This is a genomic window from Citrobacter freundii complex sp. CFNIH4 (assembly GCF_002934505.1).
In the GTDB taxonomy this organism is placed as follows: Bacteria; Pseudomonadota; Gammaproteobacteria; order Enterobacterales; family Enterobacteriaceae; genus Citrobacter; species Citrobacter freundii.
On sequence record NZ_CP026231.1, the window covers coordinates 1,120,711 to 1,138,768 of the forward strand.

Here is an 18,058-nt window from a genome sequence, read left to right on the forward strand (position 1 = left end):
TTATTCAAAGCGACGACGTGCATTGGCTTCACGCGCTGCACGGGCAACTTCTACTGAAACTACCCGGCGACCCACCGGCCAGAGCGCAATGGCAGCGATTTTAAAGTTCGCAATGCCAACCGGAATACCAATAATCGTTATGCACTGAGCAATACCAGAGACAATGTGCATCAGACACAACCACCAGCCGAAGAAAATTAGCCAGAAAATATTGAGCACGGTGCCGCCGGTATTCAACAGGACGCTTTTACCGGCAGGATTCAGTTCATCGACATGTATCGCTTCGTTGCCATAGGGAAACAGCGAAAGTCGGGTTATCTCCCAGCATGAACGGGTCAAGGGTAAAGTAAAAATAAGCACGATACTGACCAGCGTTGCCAGTAACCAGGCCAGGGTGGTGGCGAACCCCCCAAGCACAAAATTTAAAATATTCAGAACAGTACGCATAAACCCTCGGTTAACTCTGGTTTTCTGTGAATTCGGCAATTGTAACGTTTTTTTGGGCTGGAGCACGTTTTCTCTGGCGGTTACACTGATAAGCAAACCTCTTCGTGTGGATCCGCTTGAGTCTTATGGAACTGAAAGCTACTTCTCTTGGAAAACGTCTGGCACAACACCCTTACGATCGGGCCGTTATTCTCAATGCCGGGATTAAAGTTTCCGGCGATCGTCACGAGTATCTTATTCCCTTCAATCAGTTACTGGCTATTCATTGCAAACGTGGTCTGGTGTGGGGCGAGCTGGAGTTTGTACTCCCGGATGAGAAGGTGGTCCGTCTTCACGGTACAGAGTGGGCGGAAACCCAGCGCTTCCATCATCATTTGAATGCACTCTGGCAACAGTGGAGCCAGGAAATGAGTGACGTTGCTGCGGGGGTTTTACAGCAGCAGTTGGATGCGATAGCGGCCCGTACTAGTGAAAGTAAATGGCTGACGCGCGAACAAACGTCAGGGCTGCAGCAGCAGATTCGCCGTGCCTTTGCCGCGTTACCGCTCCCGGTTAATCGGCTGGAAGAATTTGAAAATTGCCGGGAGGCGTTACGTCAATGCCTGGCATGGTTGAAGGACATTGAAGCCTGCCGCTTACAGCACAATCAGGCGTACACCGAGGCAATGCTGGAAGAGTATGCTGAGTTTTTCCAGCATATTGAATCTTCGCCGTTGAATCCGGCTCAGGCGCGTGCGGTAGTGAACGGTGAGCAATCTTTATTGGTTCTTGCGGGGGCCGGAAGCGGCAAAACATCCGTATTGGTCGCCCGTGCGGGCTGGCTGCTTGCACGAGGAGAAGCCGCGCCAGAACAGATCCTGTTGCTGGCGTTTGGACGCAAAGCAGCCCAGGAGATGGATGACCGCATTCGTGAGCGTCTGCATACGGACGAGGTCACTGCACGGACGTTCCATTCACTGGCGTTGTACATTATTTCGCAAGGTAGCAAAAAAGTTCCAACAGTGAGCAAGCTGGAAAATGATGCCGCCGCTCGCAGTAAACTCTTTATAACGACCTGGCGTCAGCAGTGCAGTGAGAAAAAGGCTCAGGCTAAAGGCTGGCGACAATGGTTAGAAGAAGAAATGCAGTGGTCTGTACCCGAAGGTAACTTCTGGGATGACGAAAAATTACAGCGCCGTCTGGCCTCCCGGTTGGATCGCTGGGTTAGTTTGATGCGGATGCATGGTGGAGCACAGGCGGAGATGATTGCTAATGCTCCGGAGGAGATCCGCGATCTGTTCAGTAAACGCATAAAGCTAATGGCGCCGCTGCTCAAGGCCTGGAAGAGTGCCCTGAAGGATGAGAATGCCGTCGATTTCTCCGGGTTGATCCATCAGGCTATTGTCATTCTGGAGAAGGGGCGGTTTATCAGTCCGTGGAAACATATTCTGGTCGATGAATTTCAGGATATTTCCCCTCAGCGCGCCGCCCTGTTAGCCGCCTTGCGAAAGCAAAACTCGCAGACCACGCTGTTTGCCGTGGGAGATGACTGGCAGGCCATTTACCGGTTCAGCGGAGCACAGCTTTCTCTGACGACCGCATTCCAGCAAAATTTTGGTGAGGGCGATAGCTGTAATCTGGATACGACTTACCGTTTTAATAGCCGGATTGGCGAAGTCGCAAACCAGTTTATCCAGCAAAACCCACATCAGCTCACGAAACCGCTGAACAGTCTGACGACCGGTGATAAAAAAGCAGTCACGTTGCTCGATGAAAGTCAGTTAGATCTGTTGCTGGATAAGCTGTCGGGTTTTGTGAAAGCTGAAGAGAGAATTCTGGTGCTGGCGCGGTACCATCATCTGAAGCCAGCCAGCCTGGACAAAGCGACCACCCGCTGGCCCAAGCTGCAGTTGGATTTTATGACTATTCATGCCAGCAAAGGGCAGCAGGCGGATTACGTCATTGTTATGGGGCTTCATGACGGGAATGACGGTTTTCCGGCTCCGGCTCGCGAGTCGATTATGGAAGAGGCGTTACTCCCGGCTGTTGAAGATTTTCCTGATGCTGAAGAGCGGCGGTTGCTGTATGTGGCGCTAACGCGTGCACGGCATCGGGTATGGCTACTGTTTAGCAAAGACGCGCCATCATGTTTTGTTGATGAGCTTAAGCAATTAGACGTTCCGGTGACCCGGAAACCCTGAAAAGCAGGCGGCAGTTGCCGCCTGCTTAGCGTTTATTTGAGGCGTTCTGCAAGATAACGGGCGTAATCCGGGATCAAGATATCCGTTGCGTCGTTGAAGTTTGGCGACTGGATAATAAAATCAGCCGTTGACACGTTGGTGGCGACCGGAATGTTCCAGACTGTGGCCAGGCGTAGCAGGGCTTTGACATCAGGATCGTGGGGAACGGCGTTGAGCGGATCCCAGAAGAAAATCAGCACATCAATTTTCCCTTCTGAAATTAGCGCACCCACCTGCTGGTCACCCCCCATCGGGCCGCTCAGCATGGCGTTGACGTCCATTCCTGTCGCGCGTTGAATTAAATTTCCAGTTGTTCCTGTAGCATACAGAACGTGTTTTTCCAGTAATGGCTGGTGGCGTTCAACCCAGCTCATCAACATCTTTTTGCAGTGATCGTGTGCGACCAACGCAATATGTTTCTGCGCTGGTAATGTGCGAGTCGTTAATTCCATAGTACAGCTCCCAAGTTAACCTTGTTACAGAGTACTGGAAGCACTTGACGCTGCAAGAGAAAGACAAAAAAAATGCGTATACGAACATAAATGTCACGATGGGGGCTGTTTCTCAGCCCATTGTAAGAAGTTACTTCGCGTTTGTGCGTCAGCCTGTTGAAACCAATATTTTAAGCGCTGCTCGGTCAGCGTTTGTGACTGAGGCGGCACGCGGTCCAGTTCAGATACCCCAGAAAGCAGCGAACTGTCATCGGCCATCATCGTGGCAAATTGCGGTAAAGACGCATGCTTAGCCGCTTTGTTATAGCGCTCTGTTTCCATTTCATAATCTACGATTTTTGCGGTGGATGTGATTGACAGAATATCCAGCTTAACCGGTATAGGCATGGAATCCCCATCCAGCAGTTCTACGCGTGGGGTATCATCAAAATGCGTTGCATCTCGCTCGTTGCTCAGACGTGGCAGGTGAAAATTAACCTGACTGACGAGTTGGGTATCAAAGCTGATGACCAGCGGGGGCGAAATATACAGACGTTCTTCGTGGCTGGACAGGCGAATGGTTTTTTCTACGCGAAACACGAGCTGGTGCCGACCATTTTCCAGCTCAATACTTTCGGCACCACGCAGTAATGAGCTGGAGACTTTTTTTCCGTCCAGCACCAGAAGGTCAATATCATTAGACAGACGTAGAGAGGTAGCAAAAACGGTTACCGGCAAACACAGGGCAATTAAGGCTGTCACAATGCCGGCTTTCATAGGTTTCTCCTGTCCAGAAAAAATCTGTATAAGATGTATCTAAATTTTTCGATAATCATGTTTACTAACATATAGACATATTTTTGAGTTTAGCTCTCATGCGCCAGTATGGGATGAATGGTCGCAAAGTCAGGTTTGTCGTACACTTTGCTAAACAGCCTGGAGGAAAACGATGAAAGAGACCGATATTGCTGGCATTTTGACAACGACCCGCACGATTGCACTGGTGGGTGCAAGCGATAAACCCGATCGCCCAAGCTATCGGGTTATGAAATATTTACTCGATCAGGGCTATCACGTTATTCCTGTTTCACCGAAAGTTGCCGGAAAAACACTGCTGGGGCAGCAGGGCTATGCGACGCTGGCAGATGTACCAGAGAAAGTGGATATGGTAGATGTCTTCCGTAATTCCGAAGCGGCGTGGGGTGTTGCTCAGGAGGCAATTGCCATCGGCGCGAAGACCCTATGGATGCAGCTCGGCGTGATTAACGAGCAGGCAGCCGTACTGGCTCGTGATGCAGGGTTGACGGTGGTAATGGATCGTTGCCCGGCGATTGAGATCCCGCGGCTGGGACTGGCGAAGTAAGGTTGATCTGTAGCCGAACAAAACGCACAGACCCGATTAGCTAATCGAGTCTGTGTTTGCATCAATTGCGCAGGCGCGGGGCCTGAAGCTGTTTTCGAATTGTTCGCGCCAGTTCATCCATCGACGGTTGCTCCGGATGTTCTTCCTGTAGCTCGCTACTCAGTTGTGCTTCGGCCAGATACGTATGTACTGGCAGACCATTATCGTCTTCCATCACCACGTGATACCAGGGAGCGGCGCGAAGTTCGTCGTTAACCGCCAACTCATCGGCTGACGGTTGATCAAGCGAATATTCCGGGTCGATATCCACGACCACTCCGAGGTAACCTAACAGGGAATGGCGGACCTGCTGGCCGATACCGAATTTGCTGGCAATCATAGTCACCTCCCGGGAAATAGATACCCTCTATGTAAGGGTAATATTCCACTTTTCAAGTTACATGATGCGACAGGCAAACCCTTTCAGATACAGCCCTTCCGGGTAGGTAGCGATCACCGGGTGATCGGCGGCCTGACGGAACTGCTCTATAAATTGTACATCACGACCAGCATCTATTGCGGCATCAGCGATGATTTTCTGAAATAAATCGGTGGTCATAAGCCCAGAGCAGGAGAAAGTCAGCAGTACGCCGCCCGGATTGAGTAACTGAATAGCCAGCATATTGATGTCCTTATAGCCGCGGCAGGCACCCATCAACTGGCTTTTGTTTTCGACAAATTTCGGCGGATCCATCACGATGACGTCGAATTTCTCACCACGATCGCGATAAGCTCGTAGAAGTTTGAACACATCATCACGCACGAACTCAGCTTTGCTCAGATCCAGCTTGTTCAGTTCCACGTTCTGGCGGGCAATATCGAGCGCTTCCTGAGAGGTGTCAACGCTGACGACCTGACGGCATCCACCCATTAATGCTGAAACCGCAAATCCACCGGTATAAGAGAAACAGTTCAGCACACGCTGATTTTCCACATAACGACGCGTGGCCAGGCGGCTATCGCGTTGATCGAGGTAGTAGCCGGTTTTGTGACCATGCTGAATATCAACCAGCAGCTTCATGCCGTGCTCTTCAATTGGCAGCAGTGCTGGCGGAAGCTCGCCCGTTACTGGCCCTTGAGTCAGCTCCATACCTTCTTTTTTACGCACCGCAACATCGCTACGGTCATAAATGGCGCAGTCCGGGAAAACAATTTGCAGAGCGCTAATCAGCGCGGCGCGTTGGTATTCAGCCCCCGCACTGAGCAACTGCAACACCAGGAAGTTGCCGAAGCGGTCAATCGTGACACCCGGCAGACCATCGGATTCGCCGGCGATCAGACGGTAGCTGTCCAGACCGTCTTTTTTCGCCAGCCAGTCACGCCATGTCTGCGCCTGCTGCAGACGACGGGTAAAGAAATCAATATCGATGGACTCAGACTTGTCAAATGTCCAGACGCGTGCACGGATCTGCGACGCGGGTGAGTACGCGCCGCGTGCTAACCATTTACCCTGATGGTCAACAATATCGATGGTTTCACCGAGGTTGGCTTTACCTTCCATACGTGCGACAGCACCGGAAAATACCCACGGATGGCGGCGCAGTAATGATTTTTCGCGCCCTTTGGCTAACACTAAACGTACACTCATAATTTACTATTCTGTCAATTCAAAGAAATGGGCGCCATTGTCCTGAGTTTTACGCATATTTGCAACGCGCGCAGTGATGATAAGGAGAACCGCAATGTCGAAAGTCTGCATAATCGCCTGGGTCTATGGCCGGGTTCAGGGGGTAGGATTTCGCTACACCACCCAGTATGAAGCACAACGGCTGGGATTGACCGGATACGCGAAGAATATGGATGACGGCAGCGTAGAGGTTGTCGCCTGCGGTGAAAGTGACCGGGTGGAACAACTGATGAAGTGGTTGAAAGCCGGGGGGCCGCGAAGCGCCAGGGTAGACAGAGTTCTCAGCGAACCCCATCGTCCTGGCGACGAGCTAAAGGGATTTAGTATCCGTTATTAAATACATTTCACCGGTTTCGGCAGGCCGGCAATTTTAGTCGCCTGCTTGGCCGGACCTTTTGGGAACAGGCGGTAGAGATAACGGCTGTTGCCTTTCTCTTCGCCAAACTTGTTGGCCATCGCTTTTACCAGCATGCGGATAGCGGGGGAGGTATTAAATTCCAGATAAAAATCGCGGACAAAACGCACCACTTCCCAATGTTCTGCGGAGAGCGTAATGCCTTCGTTTTCGGCGATTTTCTCCGCCAGCGGCTCGCTCCACAGCGTGGTATCTTTCAGATAGCCTTCGCTATCGGTACTGATTTCTTTACCTTCAAAGATCAACATAATTCGTCACTACGTTAGTCAAACTGGCGGCAGTTTACCAAAAAAGAAAGCCCCGCATAAGCGGGGCTGGATAGTGCGAGTTGACAACTTAGTCGCGGCTGGCGAAGCCCAGAATGCTCAGCAGGCTGACGAAGATGTTGTACAGCGAAACATACAGGCTGACCGTTGCACGGATGTAGTTGGTTTCACCGCCACGGATGATATTGCTGGTTTCAAACAGGATAGCGCCTGAAGAAATCAGAATAAACACCGCGCTGATGGCCAGATGCAGAGCTGGCAGTTGCAGGAAGATATTCGCAACCATACCAATCAGCACCACCACGATACCTGCCATCAGCATACCGCCGAGGAAGGACATGTCTTTACGGGTGGTCAGCACATAGGCAGAACAGCTGAAGAAGACCAGAGCAGTGCCGCCCAGCGCCATACCGATAACATCACCCATGCCTGCAGACAGGTAGGTGTTCAGAATCGGTCCCAGAATGTAGCCCAGGAAGCCGGTGAATGCGAAAGCAGACAGAATTCCGACCGGCTTATCCGCAGTTTTATATGTCAGGAACATCAGACCATACATACCCACCAGCGTCAGGATTAGACCCGGGGATGGCAGCATCAGCACGGTGCTTGCCGTTGCGGTGATGGCAGAAAACGCCAGCGTCAGGCTGAGCAGAAAATAGGTATTGCGCAGCACTTTATGCGTGCTGAGTAGCGATGTACGGTCGCGCGAAGAACTAATAATACGATCCATGAGTCACTCTCTTATGACAGATGTAATTAATGATGGAGGATAATGAAATCAAGGGGAATGACACAGCGGTTTTACCCATCTTTACGCATTTTAACCCGCCAGACTTAAGCATATTATTTCAGCAAAAGTGTCTAAATTAGATGTTACCACTTATTGTTTGAAAATGTCAGATCGACATCTTATAGGTCACTGAAAAATATTGCGTTATTCCTGAATCTCTCTGACAGTGAAAGCGGTGTCTACATAAAACAGAACAATAAGGTGCAGGGAATGACTCAACACAAATCGAAGGTATTTACGTTTACGCTGTTGGCCGCCTGTGTGATATCAATAAACGGCGCGGCATGGGCAGCTCATGTTCCCGCAGGAACAGCATTGGCTGAAAAGCAGGAACTGGTGAGAAATAACGGCAGTGAGCCGGCATCGCTGGATCCGCATAAAGTCGAAAGCAACGTTGAGTTTAATTTAATCAGCGATATGTTCGACGGTCTGGTTGCTGTCAAGCAGAATGGGTCTATCGAGCCCCGCCTTGCGGCATCCTGGGAGAATAAAGACAATACTATCTGGACCTTTCATTTACGTCCGGGCATTACCTGGTCTGATGGCTCTGCGATTACCGCACAGGATGTTGTCTGGAGTTGGCAGCGTCTGGTCTCGCCGCAAACGGCTTCACCTTATGCTTCGTATCTGGGCAATATGCATGTTGCGAACGCGGTTGATATTGCCCAAGGGAATAAAGATCCCGCTACACTAGGGGTCAAAGCCCTGGATGATACCACGCTGGAAATTACCCTGACGCAACCGACGGCGGCGTTTCTGGCGATGCTGGCGCATCCATCGCTGGTGCCGCTGGATAAAGTTCTGATTGGGCGTTTTGGCGACAAGTGGACCCGACCAGAACATTTTGTCAGCAGTGGGCCGTACAAACTATCGCAATGGGTGGTCAATGAGCGCATCGTTGCCGAGCGTAACCCACATTACTGGGACGATCGGCATACGGTTATTAATAAAGTTACTTATTTGCCCATCAGCTCAGAGTCGGCTGACGTAAACCGCTATAAGGCCGGTGAAATCGACATTGTTTATAGCGTACCGGTCAATCAGTTCGCCCAACTGAAAAAAACGATGGGCGATGAACTGCATGTCTCTCCCCAGCTCTCAACGTATTACTATCAGTTCAATACAACCCGCGCGCCGTTTAATGATCCGCGCGTGCGCCGGGCGCTGAATATGGCGTTGGATAAAGACATCATTGCGCAAAAGGTGATGGGGCAGGGACAGCGAGCAGCGTGGGTTATCAGCCAGCCGGAAATAGGTGGGGTGAAACTGCATGCACCGGAGTATGCGTCATGGCCGCTCGAAAAACGTATTGCTGAAGCCAAAAAACTGCTTGCTGAAGCCGGTTTTGGTCCTGAGCATCCGCTTAGCTTGAATTTGCTCTACAACACCTTCGAAACGCACCAGCGTATTGCGATTGCCGCATCGTCGATGTGGAAGAAAAACCTTGGCGTCGAGGCGAAGCTGCAAAACCAGGAATGGAAAACCATGCTGGACACTATGCACACCGGTAATTTTGACGTCGTGCGCTATGCGTGGATAGCCGATTATGATGATGCTTCAAGTTTCCTCAATATTTTCCGTACCGGTGATAGCGAGAATACTACCAAGTACAGCAACCCCGCCTTTGATGAAGCGATGCGTAATGCGGCGAAAGCAAATTCACTGGAAGAACGAGGCAAATACTATCAGCAGGCTGAAGATCTTTTAGGTGATGATGTCCCTGCGATTCCGGTTTACCACTATGTCCGCACGCATCTGGTGAAGCCGTGGGTGGGGGGATTTGCACCGGATAACCGGGGAAATTACTACACCAAAGATATGTACATCAAAAAACATTAAGCGTTGTAGCCGATATTTGTGCTGATTAAATGGTCAATCTGTTGTTATTTCAGTCGATTAACAGCATTTTGGCTGTTTTTCAGGCAAACGAACACATTGGTGCTTTACAGGTCCGTTCGGGATGTTTATAGTGCGCCTCATTGGAAGCGTGGCCGAGCGGTTGAAGGCACCGGTCTTGAAAACCGGCGACCCGAAAGGGTTCTAGAGTTCGAATCTCTACGCTTCCGCCAAACATGAACCCCAAGCTATCAAATAGCTTGGGGTTTTTTCATTTTGCTTGATTTATATTTTTCCTTCCTTTACTTGTCTTAGTCGCGCGAGGGCAACAGCGCAGCTGACCGGTTGAATGCTGGTGAACTGAGTAATCCCCCGCCTCGCAAGACCTACATGAGCGAACGTCTCTTCATTCGTCGTAATATCCATAGCAGCCCCAGCATAATAGCCAGATAGCCCATAACGTAATTCCCTTGCTGTTTTCGTTCAGAGAGCGCCGGATCGGCTGCCCATGCCAGAAAGGCGGTAACATCCCTGGCGTATTGCTCCTCAGTTTCAGCTTTCTGTGACGCCGGACTCCATTGGATCTCTCCGCTATTCAGCGGTTTCGGCATGTTAATCACGCCGCCCGGAAAATAGCGGTTAGCCTTCAGTTCGGGATCGTCAGGCAGATAGCCGGTGAGTAGCGCGTAGACGTAATCAGCTCCCTGGTCCGTGTAGGGCAGAAAAGCATCTAACAGGAATTGCGGAAATCCACGATCGTATGAGCGGGCGCGGACGATATAGCTCAGGTCAACAGGTTCTGCGCCATTATTAAGGTATCGAGCTTCCCGCTCGTTTAAATATGGCGATATAAAGCTGTCATTTAGCGTCCCGTCCCGCTCACCCATCTGGCCGTCATCCTGAATCTCAGGAAACTGATAGCCGTTAGCGATACTTCTTGCTTCTTCTTCCGTGAGTTCCGGGCCGCCGGGTCTGGTCAAGGTTCGAAAGGTAAGGTGCTTCATGCCGTGACAAGCGCGACACTTCTCTTCATAAACCTGCAGACCACGCCGAAGCTGCTCTTTATCATACTGGCCATTGATGCCGCTGAAACTCCATTCCTGTCGTTCAGGCGTGGCTTCTTGCGCATAGGTGGAGCCCAGTCCCAATAGAGAAAAACACAGAACACTGAATTTCAATAGTCGTTTCATTATCAGTCCTGTTTTTCCAGAAAACGACGGCAAGGTAATACGATTAAAAACCAGGCAAACCAAATCAGCGTGGAAAGCTGGGACGCGGCACGTATCCAACCTTCTTCGTTACGAAAACCGTCAAGAAGGTCGGGGCCAACCAGCGCTTTCGATCCTAACCAGCCTAAAAAGCAGGCATTGATGACCCACAGCCAGAATCCGCATTTGACCAGCTTGCTGTAATGGCGAAAACGAGCCCGGGAGGTATCAAGCCAGGGAAGAAAATAGAAAATCAGTATCGAACCGCACATCGCGGCTAGTCCCACGAATTCATTCGGGAAACAGCGCAAGATGGAGAAGAAGGGAAGGAAATACCATTCTGGCGCAACAATCGCCGGTGTAATCGTTGGGTCTGCGGGAATAAAGTTATCGGCGCTGCTCAGATAGTGCGGAGCAAAGAATAAAAACCAGGCGAAGAGCATCAAAAAAAGGGTGATTTTGATGGCATCGAGATCGGTAATTTTGTAATCGAACAACAGGCTCCTGGACTCTTTCTCGCTGAACTTCTTTTTCATCGCCTGGGCAAACGCTGACTGTACGGTTCGAATATGAAAAACCGTTGCCACGACAATCACAAAAGGAAGAATAAAGTGGATAACAAAAAAGCGGCCAAGCATCGGTGTTCCCGGCGTATGGCTACCGACTAAATATGCGTATAACGTATCACCCACTAGCGGAATGGCCTGGGCAAAGCGAGTAATGACCGTTGCCGCCCAGTAGCTTTTTTGCCCCCAAATAAGACTATAACCAAGAAATGCGGTTATCATCAGGAGGATATACAGCGTGACGCTAATTAACCACATTGTTGTCCAGGGCTTGCGGTACACGTTGTAGTACATACCGCGAAAAATATGCAGATAACAGGCAAAGAAAAAGAGCGATGCGCCAATAGCATGCATATTACGTATCAGTTCTCCGTGGCGAACCGCACGCATAATATGAATAATGGAGTCAAATGCCAGCCCGGCTGTCGGCACGTAAAACATCGCCAGTACGATACCTGTCAGGATCTGCACGCCGAGCATAACCAGCAGGATTGCGCCGATAGCGAACAGCCAGAGTCCGGCAATCGAACGAGGAAAAGGAATTCGCCAGCGAAGCGAATAGACGCGCTCACTCATCATGTCAGGCTTCCTTAGTGCCGATACGCACGATCTGACCATCAGAATGAAAGGCGTAATCCGGGATTGCCAGGTTGGCCGTTGCGGGGCCGCGCGTCACGCGCCCGGAGGTATCAAATTCCGAGCCGTGGCACGGACAAATCCAGCCCAGCCCTCCCGGCTGGGCGTTGGGGACACATCCGGCATGTGGACAGTACCCTTGAACCACCAGCCATTGGGGATGAACCGCAGAGACCCTCTCGCTGTCAGACTGTGGATCAATAAGCGTATGCCAGTTGGTATTTCTGGCGGCGACAATCTCTTCCTGCGTGCGGTGGTGAATAAGAATCAGCTTTCCCTGCCATATGCGCCTGATGGTTTGTCCAGCAGCAACACCCGCAAGAGAAACATCAATCGGTTCATTTTCCCCTAGCGTTTTCTCATCCGGGCTTAAGGCCGAAACCAGCGGCCACACGGCAGCCGCGACGCCAGCCGCGCCGACGAATTTCGTCAGTTTACACAGGCATTCCCGACGCTGTTCCTGGATTTCGCCATCTGCAAGTTTTTTATCTGCCACCTTGTATTTCTCCCAGAGTAATGCGGATTATTGTTTGTCGATACGCGCGTAAATTTCCTGAAAGCGCTTATCAGCAATACCTGGCGCTTTGAATGCCCGATAGCTATCCGGTAACGTGGTATCGCCAACCTTAATCATCATCACCATGCCCTGAGCGTAATGCGGTGAACATTTGATGCCGTAAAATCCAGGATTGTCATAAGTCACCTCGATCTCTTCATCTATTTTTCCCATGAAACCGGGATAGTCAGCCGGAGACAATTCAGCAATTGAAGCCGCGTTGTGGCTCTTATGCTTACGGATAAACTTCACCGTATCACCGGGTTGGATCTCCAGATAATCCGGCTCGTAGACCATCGGCCCCGCAGACCCACGATTCTTCATCAACACTTCGTGAGTTTGCGCGAAGGCTGAAGAGGCGAGGGCGAGTAAACACAAAACTTTCAGACTCTGTTTGAGGTATTTCATCGATTCTTCCTTAAAATTCATCAGGTCTTTGATAACGAATAAAACAGTTTTCACTACCCGCTTCATGTTCGACAACGGCGTCGATACCAAACCAGGCATGGAGATTATCGCGGGTAAAAACGGTGCAAGGTTTACCCTGCATTGCCATATGTCCGGAGGTCATTACGATGATGCGATCGCAGAACATTGCGGCATGATTAAGGTCGTGCAGAGCAGCAATCACCGTGAGCTTTTCACGTTTAACCAGACTCAGCAGGCCAATCTGATGTTGAATGTCGAGATGGTTGGTGGGTTCGTCCATCAGCAACAATTGCGGCTGCTGCGCCAGCGCCCGTGCAATATGCAGGCGCTGTTTTTCTCCCCCGGAAAAGGTATGCCAGCAGCGGTGCTGTAATTCACTGAGATCGACCTTCTCCAGCATCGTTTGTACGATATCGTCATCTTTGGCAGACCAGGGGGTGAGCAGGCTAAGCCAGGGGGTCCGTCCCAGAGAAACGGCTTGTAAAGCGGTAAGCCGCTCGCTGGTTTCAGCCTGTTGTTCGACCAGCGCCACATGTTGCGCAAGATGACGTCGCGAATAGTGCTGGAGCGCTTTTTGCCGCAGAGTGATGTGCCCGGAAGTCGGCTTCAGCAAACCGGCCAGCAGTGAAATCAGTGACGTTTTGCCCGAGCCGTTGGGACCGATGATACCGACAAACTCGCCGGGAGTTACGCGGAGAGAAATATCATCAACAATCGTCTTACCCTTTACCTTCCAACGCAGATTGCAGGCTTCAATAACGGCTTGCGCAGAGGTAACAAGTGGCTGTACGAGGTTTACCGTCATTTGTTCTGGTTTCCTCTTATCAGAATGATTGAAAACGCAGGCGCGCCGACCAAAGCCGTGATTACCCCAATGGGCAGTACCTGGCCGGGTAGTAACGTGCGAGAAATAACATCGGCGACAATGAGGAAAATGGCGCCGGTAAGCGCACTAACCGGCAGCAGTCGATGATGCTGGTTGCCGACCAGCAAACGAGCGGCATGAGGGATCACCAGACCGACAAAGCCGATCGCACCAACAATGGAGACCATAATCGCTGTCATACCGGTGACAGCAGCAATTAGTACTGCGCGAGTACGTTTGACTGGAATGCCCAACGATGCCGCGGATTCAGCGCCAAAGGAGAACGCATCAAGGTGGCGGGCATAACAGAAGCACAGCGCAATACCGACCAGAGCGGTAGGAATAGCTAAGACAACATCGGGCCAGCGTACACCGCTCAAATTGCCTAACAACCAGAACATAATTCCGCGTGCTTGCTCGGCGTTTGCTGAGCGGGTGATGATAAGCGACGTAATCGCATTGAACAGTTGCGAACTGGCGATCCCGGCAAGAATGATTTGGGTTGTAATCCCGCCGCCTTGTTTACCGCCAGCGGCCATCGCCAATAGCGCAACGAACAGAAATGCCGTCAGCGCACCAATGAACGCCCCTAAAGACATACTGATGATGCCAGCCCCCAGTCCCGTGAGCGCAATCAGCACCGCACCGGTAGATGCTCCGGCAGAAATCCCCAGTAGATAAGGTTCGGCGAGCGCATTGCGCAGCAACGACTGCAACACTACGCCGGAAACAGCCAGACAGGCGCCGCAGCTTGCTGAGACCAGTGCTCGGGTCAGGCGGTAGTTCCAGACGATCCCCGCATCCAGTGCATCGACAGGATAGTGGGTATCGAAAAGATGATTTGCCAACGTGCTGAGTACGTGCCGCCAGGGGATAAACGTTTCGCCGATGGAAATCCCCGCCAGCAGTACGCAACACATCAGCGCACTGACCCAAACGGCATGACCACCGACTCTCACCGCAAGCTGACCAACAGCGCGACGCATCCTGCGAGAATCACTCATGATTATCTGCGTTCCTGAGTAACGGAGATGCGCTATACCGTGCCGTGATATAGCGCAAAATGTAGATTAATGAGCAGCCTGCGGATGCGCTAAGCCATATTCAACCAGAGCGTCAGCCAGTTTTTCCACCCCATCAATAGTTCTGATCCCGGCATTCATTGTCTGTACGTCAATGGCCGGCAGATGGTTTTCTTTGACGGCAGGAATCAGTTTGGTGACAGGATCGGACTGGAGGTATTCCATCTTGATCTTCCAGTCATCTGCCGGGAAGCGTCGGCGGCTCATCTCACCGAGCACAATGACAGAAGGGTTAGCTTTAGCGATGGTTTCCCAGCCCACCGTTGGCCACTCTTCAGCAGAATCAATGACATTTTTCACACCCAGCGTTTGGGCTATCCATGCTGCTGGGCCAAACTTCCCGGCAACGTAAGGATCGAGCTGTAAATCGGCGCTTGAGAACCAGAACACGGCAGAAACATTCTTATCCATGCCGGTAATTTTATTTTTTGCTGCTGATTCACGCGCTTTAAGGCTGGCAATCAGCGCTTCGCCTTTATCCTGAACATCAAAAATTTTTGCCAGATCGGCGACTTCCTGATACACCATAGCAATATCAAACATGCCCTTACGAACACCATCACCCCCATCTTCGTTATCCTTAGCACAGTCAGCTGGCGCGGTGTAAACGGGCACCTTCAGTTCACTAAACTGTTCGTATGAGGCAACTGTGCCAGCAGGGCCGATTTGCCATTCAAACTGGCTGGCGACCAGATCTGGTTTTTTAGCCACAATTCCTTCAAAGCTGGGAATATTTTGCGCAATGACGGCAACTTTTTCATTTGCTGCTTTGTAAGCATCCAGTACCGGGCCAAACCACAACGAAGTACCCACGACGCGATCGGCCAGCCCCAGTGAATAGAGAATCTCGGTACTGTTCTGACCCACGGTTGCCACGCGCGTTGGGGCCTGATTAAAGGTAATATCGCGTCCACAGTTTTTAATCGTCAGAGGATATTCGGTTTTTGCCGCGTTAGAAAAACCGGAAGTCAACAGTACAGTGGTTCCAACAATAGCCAGAAGCGTTTTTTTAGAAGAGAAAAATGTAGAATTAGCGTGCATTATCATCGTCCCGTTGATGCCAGAATCTTAAAGTCTGGTCATGGCTCATTTCATTCCATATATCGGGAGGAGACATGAAGATAGATGACATTAAATCGTGAATTTTAAGAATGAAGATATGCAACAAATGCAAATAAGCCTTACTTAGCCAAAATCTTATTCATAAATACACTACTGCTTACGTCAAATAATTCATCCCATGGACCATCCCGTCCACTTAATGGTATACATCGTTGACAGCAGGTCTCCTGACTCACGGTAATCAGAATATCGGCCTTCCCATAAAGACGAGCTTTACAGTGACCTGTGGCTTATTAACCACACAAGGATATTCTGCATCCGCCTACAGTTGCGGGGGCAGTTATGGAATTGAATTGAATAATTCTCACCATATTCCTATTCATATACAAAAATGTAATGAAATGCTGTCAAAAGCGACTCTAACGGCAATTGTTAACGAGGTCAACCGTATGAATAAACAGGGAAAACCTCACACCTTTGGTAAAATTGTTATGTTTTACAGTTGGTTATGCTTAAATCCTTTATCTCGGATGTATACATGAAAATAACAATAAAAAGCTAAATGAGAATTGATTGATATTGATCAAACTATAAACACGGTTTTATTTTTTCAATTTAATCATATTGATCGTTATCAATAACGCAGTTAATTAGCGTTGGGTTAATTTAATAATGTGATCTCTGCATATGTACCAATTGCCATTCATCCTGCATATCCATAACGACGCTAAAATCTTTACGCAACCAAAAATGATACCCTCCAGGCAAGAAATGATGAGTATGCAGATATAAGGTTTTATATTTTTGCTGCTGGCAGAACATTTGAGCTAAAGCAAACAACCGGCTTCCGATTCCCTGTCTGCGGTAGCGCGCATCCACGTAGCAACGACAAATTTCTGCCGTTTCAGGCAAATTATAGTGCCCACGTAGCTCAGTGATACGATCATCATATTGACATACCGCAAGTGTAGCGATGAGCTCTTGTTTTTCACTCCATGCGCAAAGTAATAGATTTCTTTCTTGCAAAATATACTGCTGCTTGAGATCGAAGATATCTTCTTCAGCAGCAGGCATGACTCTCCCGGCATTGAAGAACAAATTAAGATGCTTAATAAGGAACGACTGAACAGCAGGTATATCGGCGTGAGTCATCTCACTAAACCTTAATCGGGTCATGGCAGGCATCCAAGATTAGAGTGGAATACGATAATAACAATAAGACCACTTTCAAAACAATATTGACGCTGCTATGGCTACTCGCGCCAACGCGGTAGTCACCAGCGATTTGGGGGCTAATCTGTTCTTTTATTGTTCTGGGTCTTGCTTTTCCTAACTGTTGCCGGGGCATAGTTTTCCTCTGCATCCTAAGCCTGCAACTCTAACTCTCAGAAATGAGAGGCCGATCCTTTGAGCAGGACTTTTGTCCTCAATCCTCTGCAAACGTCTGGTTACAATCCCTGTATATCTCCAATACCCATAATTCAGGAATTGTTATGACTGCACATATTAATGCTAAAGCGGGTGATTTTGCGCCAACTGTGATTATGCCGGGCGATCCGCTGCGCGCAAAATTTATTGCCGAAAATTATCTCATGGATTACCGCGAAGTTACCAACGTGCGTAATATGCTGGGCTATACCGGTCTTTATTTTGGTCAACCTGTTTCGGTGATGGGACACGGTATGGGTATTCCGTCTATGACGCTATACGCCCATGAGCTGGTACATGATTTTAATGTGAAGAGAATTATTCGCGTCGGTAGTCTGGGGGCAACACAACCGCATGTCAAAATGCGCGACATTATTCTGGCTCTCGCTGCCGGTACTGACTCTGTCACAAATTTAAAACGTAGCGCGGGCTACACGATGGCGACGTCCGCTCACTTCCCATTACTACAACAGGCGTGGATGCTGGCACAGAAGGCCGGAATCGACATTAAGGTCGGTAATGTTTTCAGTGGCGATCTTTATTACGATCCTGACGAAAACCTCATTCCTGCACTGGAAAAGTTTGGTGTACTGGGTGTGGATATGGAGGTGGCCGGCTTATACGCCTTAGCACACCAATTTAATATTGAAGCACTGGCTATTTTAACGGTGTCCGATCATTGCCTGACAGGCGAAGAAACCACGGCAGAGGAACGACAATTAACTTTTAAAAATATGATTGAGCTGGCGCTAAATACAGCCGTTACGGCTTAGCATTGGCTTTTAATTGAACC

At 49.9% G+C, this 18,058-nt stretch carries 20 protein-coding genes, 1 tRNA gene and 1 riboswitch; of the genes, 6 read left to right on the top strand and 15 right to left on the bottom strand.

Annotation, left to right across the window (positions count from 1 at the left end; translation table 11 throughout):
- On the bottom strand, window positions 1-447 hold the full coding sequence (locus C2U41_RS05590; protein WP_003035892.1) for a YccF domain-containing protein: 447 nt from the start codon (window positions 445-447) through the stop codon (window positions 1-3).
- Window positions 448-572: 125 nt separating this feature from the next.
- Here C2U41_RS05590 and helD point away from each other — a divergent pair, with 125 nt between their 5' ends.
- Window positions 573-2,627 (top strand): DNA helicase IV, encoded by a 2,055-nt coding sequence (gene helD, locus C2U41_RS05595; RefSeq protein WP_103848625.1) that lies wholly within the window; start codon window positions 573-575, stop codon window positions 2,625-2,627.
- Between the two features lie 32 nt (window positions 2,628-2,659).
- On the opposite strand, the gene mgsA is transcribed toward helD, so the two are convergent.
- Entirely contained in the window at window positions 2,660-3,118 is a 459-nt protein-coding gene (gene mgsA, locus C2U41_RS05600; RefSeq protein WP_003035897.1) for a methylglyoxal synthase, read from the bottom strand.
- Window positions 3,119-3,211: 93 nt separating this feature from the next.
- Complete coding sequence (csgI, locus tag C2U41_RS05605; protein WP_103848626.1) at window positions 3,212-3,874, bottom strand: curli synthesis inhibitor; 663 nt, start codon at window positions 3,872-3,874, stop codon at window positions 3,212-3,214.
- A 172-nt stretch (window positions 3,875-4,046) separates the two neighbouring features.
- On the opposite strand from csgI, the gene C2U41_RS05610 reads away from it, so the two are divergent.
- The gene (locus C2U41_RS05610) at window positions 4,047-4,460 is read left to right on the top strand and encodes a CoA-binding protein (RefSeq protein WP_003035903.1); all 414 of its coding nucleotides are present in this window, start codon (window positions 4,047-4,049) and stop codon (window positions 4,458-4,460) included.
- 61 nt (window positions 4,461-4,521) lie between these two features.
- Here the strand turns inward: C2U41_RS05610 and hspQ are convergent, their stop codons facing one another.
- Both hspQ and rlmI read right to left on the bottom strand, forming a co-directional pair.
- On the bottom strand, window positions 4,522-4,839 hold the full coding sequence (hspQ, locus tag C2U41_RS05615; RefSeq protein WP_003035905.1) for a heat shock protein HspQ: 318 nt from the start codon (window positions 4,837-4,839) through the stop codon (window positions 4,522-4,524).
- 57 nt (window positions 4,840-4,896) lie between these two features.
- A complete protein-coding gene (gene rlmI / locus C2U41_RS05620) occupies window positions 4,897-6,087 on the bottom strand; it encodes a 23S rRNA (cytosine(1962)-C(5))-methyltransferase RlmI (protein ID WP_032936284.1) in 1,191 nt (396 codons plus the stop codon).
- A 94-nt stretch (window positions 6,088-6,181) separates the two neighbouring features.
- Here rlmI and yccX point away from each other — a divergent pair, with 94 nt between their 5' ends.
- On the top strand, window positions 6,182-6,463 hold the full coding sequence (gene yccX / locus C2U41_RS05625) for an acylphosphatase (protein ID WP_061547835.1): 282 nt from the start codon (window positions 6,182-6,184) through the stop codon (window positions 6,461-6,463).
- On the opposite strand, the gene tusE is transcribed toward yccX, so the two are convergent.
- Window positions 6,460-6,789, bottom strand: a complete 330-nt coding sequence (gene tusE, locus C2U41_RS05630; protein ID WP_003035914.1) for a sulfurtransferase TusE — start codon at window positions 6,787-6,789, stop codon at window positions 6,460-6,462. The two genes, yccX and tusE, sit on opposite strands and share 4 nt — an antisense overlap.
- Window positions 6,790-6,877: 88 nt before the next feature.
- Entirely contained in the window at window positions 6,878-7,537 is a 660-nt protein-coding gene (gene yccA / locus C2U41_RS05635) for an FtsH protease modulator YccA (protein WP_003035917.1), read from the bottom strand.
- Window positions 7,538-7,807: 270 nt separating this feature from the next.
- Here yccA and C2U41_RS05640 point away from each other — a divergent pair, with 270 nt between their 5' ends.
- Together C2U41_RS05640 and C2U41_RS05645 are read left to right on the top strand one after the other, a co-directional pair.
- A complete protein-coding gene (locus C2U41_RS05640) occupies window positions 7,808-9,436 on the top strand; it encodes an ABC transporter substrate-binding protein (protein ID WP_103848627.1) in 1,629 nt (542 codons plus the stop codon).
- Window positions 9,437-9,578: 142 nt separating this feature from the next.
- Window positions 9,579-9,666, top strand: a tRNA-Ser gene (locus C2U41_RS05645).
- A 153-nt stretch (window positions 9,667-9,819) separates the two neighbouring features.
- On the opposite strand, the gene C2U41_RS05650 is transcribed toward C2U41_RS05645, so the two are convergent.
- From C2U41_RS05650 to C2U41_RS05685, 8 genes are all read right to left on the bottom strand, one after another.
- The gene (locus C2U41_RS05650) at window positions 9,820-10,623 is read right to left on the bottom strand and encodes a cytochrome c1 (RefSeq protein WP_044700752.1); all 804 of its coding nucleotides are present in this window, start codon (window positions 10,621-10,623) and stop codon (window positions 9,820-9,822) included.
- A gap of 2 nt (window positions 10,624-10,625) precedes the next feature.
- Window positions 10,626-11,786: a cytochrome b gene (locus C2U41_RS05655; protein ID WP_032936278.1), complete on the bottom strand. Its 1,161-nt coding sequence runs from the start codon at window positions 11,784-11,786 to the stop codon at window positions 10,626-10,628.
- Window position 11,787: 1 nt separating this feature from the next.
- Window positions 11,788-12,339 carry a ubiquinol-cytochrome c reductase iron-sulfur subunit gene (petA, locus tag C2U41_RS05660; protein WP_044700748.1) on the bottom strand — a complete coding sequence of 184 codons (552 nt, stop codon included), beginning with the start codon at window positions 12,337-12,339 and terminating at the stop codon, window positions 11,788-11,790.
- Between the two features lie 27 nt (window positions 12,340-12,366).
- A complete protein-coding gene (locus C2U41_RS05665) occupies window positions 12,367-12,807 on the bottom strand; it encodes a pseudoazurin (RefSeq protein WP_003035925.1) in 441 nt (146 codons plus the stop codon).
- A gap of 10 nt (window positions 12,808-12,817) precedes the next feature.
- The gene (locus tag C2U41_RS05670) at window positions 12,818-13,633 is read right to left on the bottom strand and encodes an ABC transporter ATP-binding protein (protein WP_044700745.1); all 816 of its coding nucleotides are present in this window, start codon (window positions 13,631-13,633) and stop codon (window positions 12,818-12,820) included.
- Window positions 13,630-14,697 carry a FecCD family ABC transporter permease gene (locus tag C2U41_RS05675; protein WP_003836829.1) on the bottom strand — a complete coding sequence of 356 codons (1,068 nt, stop codon included), beginning with the start codon at window positions 14,695-14,697 and terminating at the stop codon, window positions 13,630-13,632. Before C2U41_RS05675 ends, C2U41_RS05670 begins: the two co-directional genes overlap by 4 nt.
- Window positions 14,698-14,763: 66 nt before the next feature.
- Window positions 14,764-15,816 (bottom strand): ABC transporter substrate-binding protein, encoded by a 1,053-nt coding sequence (locus tag C2U41_RS05680; RefSeq protein ID WP_003035934.1) that lies wholly within the window; start codon window positions 15,814-15,816, stop codon window positions 14,764-14,766.
- A 221-nt stretch (window positions 15,817-16,037) separates the two neighbouring features.
- A riboswitch (cobalamin riboswitch) is annotated at window positions 16,038-16,261 on the bottom strand.
- 242 nt (window positions 16,262-16,503) lie between these two features.
- The gene (locus C2U41_RS05685; protein ID WP_016149892.1) at window positions 16,504-17,013 is read right to left on the bottom strand and encodes a GNAT family N-acetyltransferase; all 510 of its coding nucleotides are present in this window, start codon (window positions 17,011-17,013) and stop codon (window positions 16,504-16,506) included.
- Window positions 17,014-17,330: 317 nt separating this feature from the next.
- Between C2U41_RS05685 and deoD the strand changes: the two genes are divergently transcribed.
- Window positions 17,331-18,038, top strand: a complete 708-nt coding sequence (deoD, locus tag C2U41_RS05695) for a purine-nucleoside phosphorylase (protein ID WP_003035940.1) — start codon at window positions 17,331-17,333, stop codon at window positions 18,036-18,038.
- The last annotated feature ends 20 nt before the right edge of the window (window positions 18,039-18,058 follow it).

Bases quoted from the DNA above. Each gene is read 5' to 3' on its own strand.
- C2U41_RS05590 (WP_003035892.1), bottom strand. From the start codon at position 447: ATGCGTACTGTTCTGAATATTTTAAATTTTGTGCTTGGGGGGTTCGCC.
- helD (WP_103848625.1), top strand. From the start codon at position 573: ATGGAACTGAAAGCTACTTCTCTTGGAAAACGTCTGGCACAACACCCT.
- mgsA (WP_003035897.1), bottom strand. From the start codon at position 3,118: ATGGAATTAACGACTCGCACATTACCAGCGCAGAAACATATTGCGTTG.
- csgI (WP_103848626.1), bottom strand. From the start codon at position 3,874: ATGAAAGCCGGCATTGTGACAGCCTTAATTGCCCTGTGTTTGCCGGTA.
- C2U41_RS05610 (WP_003035903.1), top strand. From the start codon at position 4,047: ATGAAAGAGACCGATATTGCTGGCATTTTGACAACGACCCGCACGATT.
- hspQ (WP_003035905.1), bottom strand. From the start codon at position 4,839: ATGATTGCCAGCAAATTCGGTATCGGCCAGCAGGTCCGCCATTCCCTG.
- rlmI (WP_032936284.1), bottom strand. From the start codon at position 6,087: ATGAGTGTACGTTTAGTGTTAGCCAAAGGGCGCGAAAAATCATTACTG.
- yccX (WP_061547835.1), top strand. From the start codon at position 6,182: ATGTCGAAAGTCTGCATAATCGCCTGGGTCTATGGCCGGGTTCAGGGG.
- tusE (WP_003035914.1), bottom strand. From the start codon at position 6,789: ATGTTGATCTTTGAAGGTAAAGAAATCAGTACCGATAGCGAAGGCTAT.
- yccA (WP_003035917.1), bottom strand. From the start codon at position 7,537: ATGGATCGTATTATTAGTTCTTCGCGCGACCGTACATCGCTACTCAGC.
- C2U41_RS05640 (WP_103848627.1), top strand. From the start codon at position 7,808: ATGACTCAACACAAATCGAAGGTATTTACGTTTACGCTGTTGGCCGCC.
- C2U41_RS05650 (WP_044700752.1), bottom strand. From the start codon at position 10,623: ATGAAACGACTATTGAAATTCAGTGTTCTGTGTTTTTCTCTATTGGGA.
- C2U41_RS05655 (WP_032936278.1), bottom strand. From the start codon at position 11,786: ATGATGAGTGAGCGCGTCTATTCGCTTCGCTGGCGAATTCCTTTTCCT.
- C2U41_RS05665 (WP_003035925.1), bottom strand. From the start codon at position 12,807: ATGAAATACCTCAAACAGAGTCTGAAAGTTTTGTGTTTACTCGCCCTC.
- C2U41_RS05670 (WP_044700745.1), bottom strand. From the start codon at position 13,633: ATGACGGTAAACCTCGTACAGCCACTTGTTACCTCTGCGCAAGCCGTT.
- C2U41_RS05675 (WP_003836829.1), bottom strand. From the start codon at position 14,697: ATGAGTGATTCTCGCAGGATGCGTCGCGCTGTTGGTCAGCTTGCGGTG.
- C2U41_RS05680 (WP_003035934.1), bottom strand. From the start codon at position 15,816: ATGCACGCTAATTCTACATTTTTCTCTTCTAAAAAAACGCTTCTGGCT.
- C2U41_RS05685 (WP_016149892.1), bottom strand. From the start codon at position 17,013: ATGACCCGATTAAGGTTTAGTGAGATGACTCACGCCGATATACCTGCT.
- deoD (WP_003035940.1), top strand. From the start codon at position 17,331: ATGACTGCACATATTAATGCTAAAGCGGGTGATTTTGCGCCAACTGTG.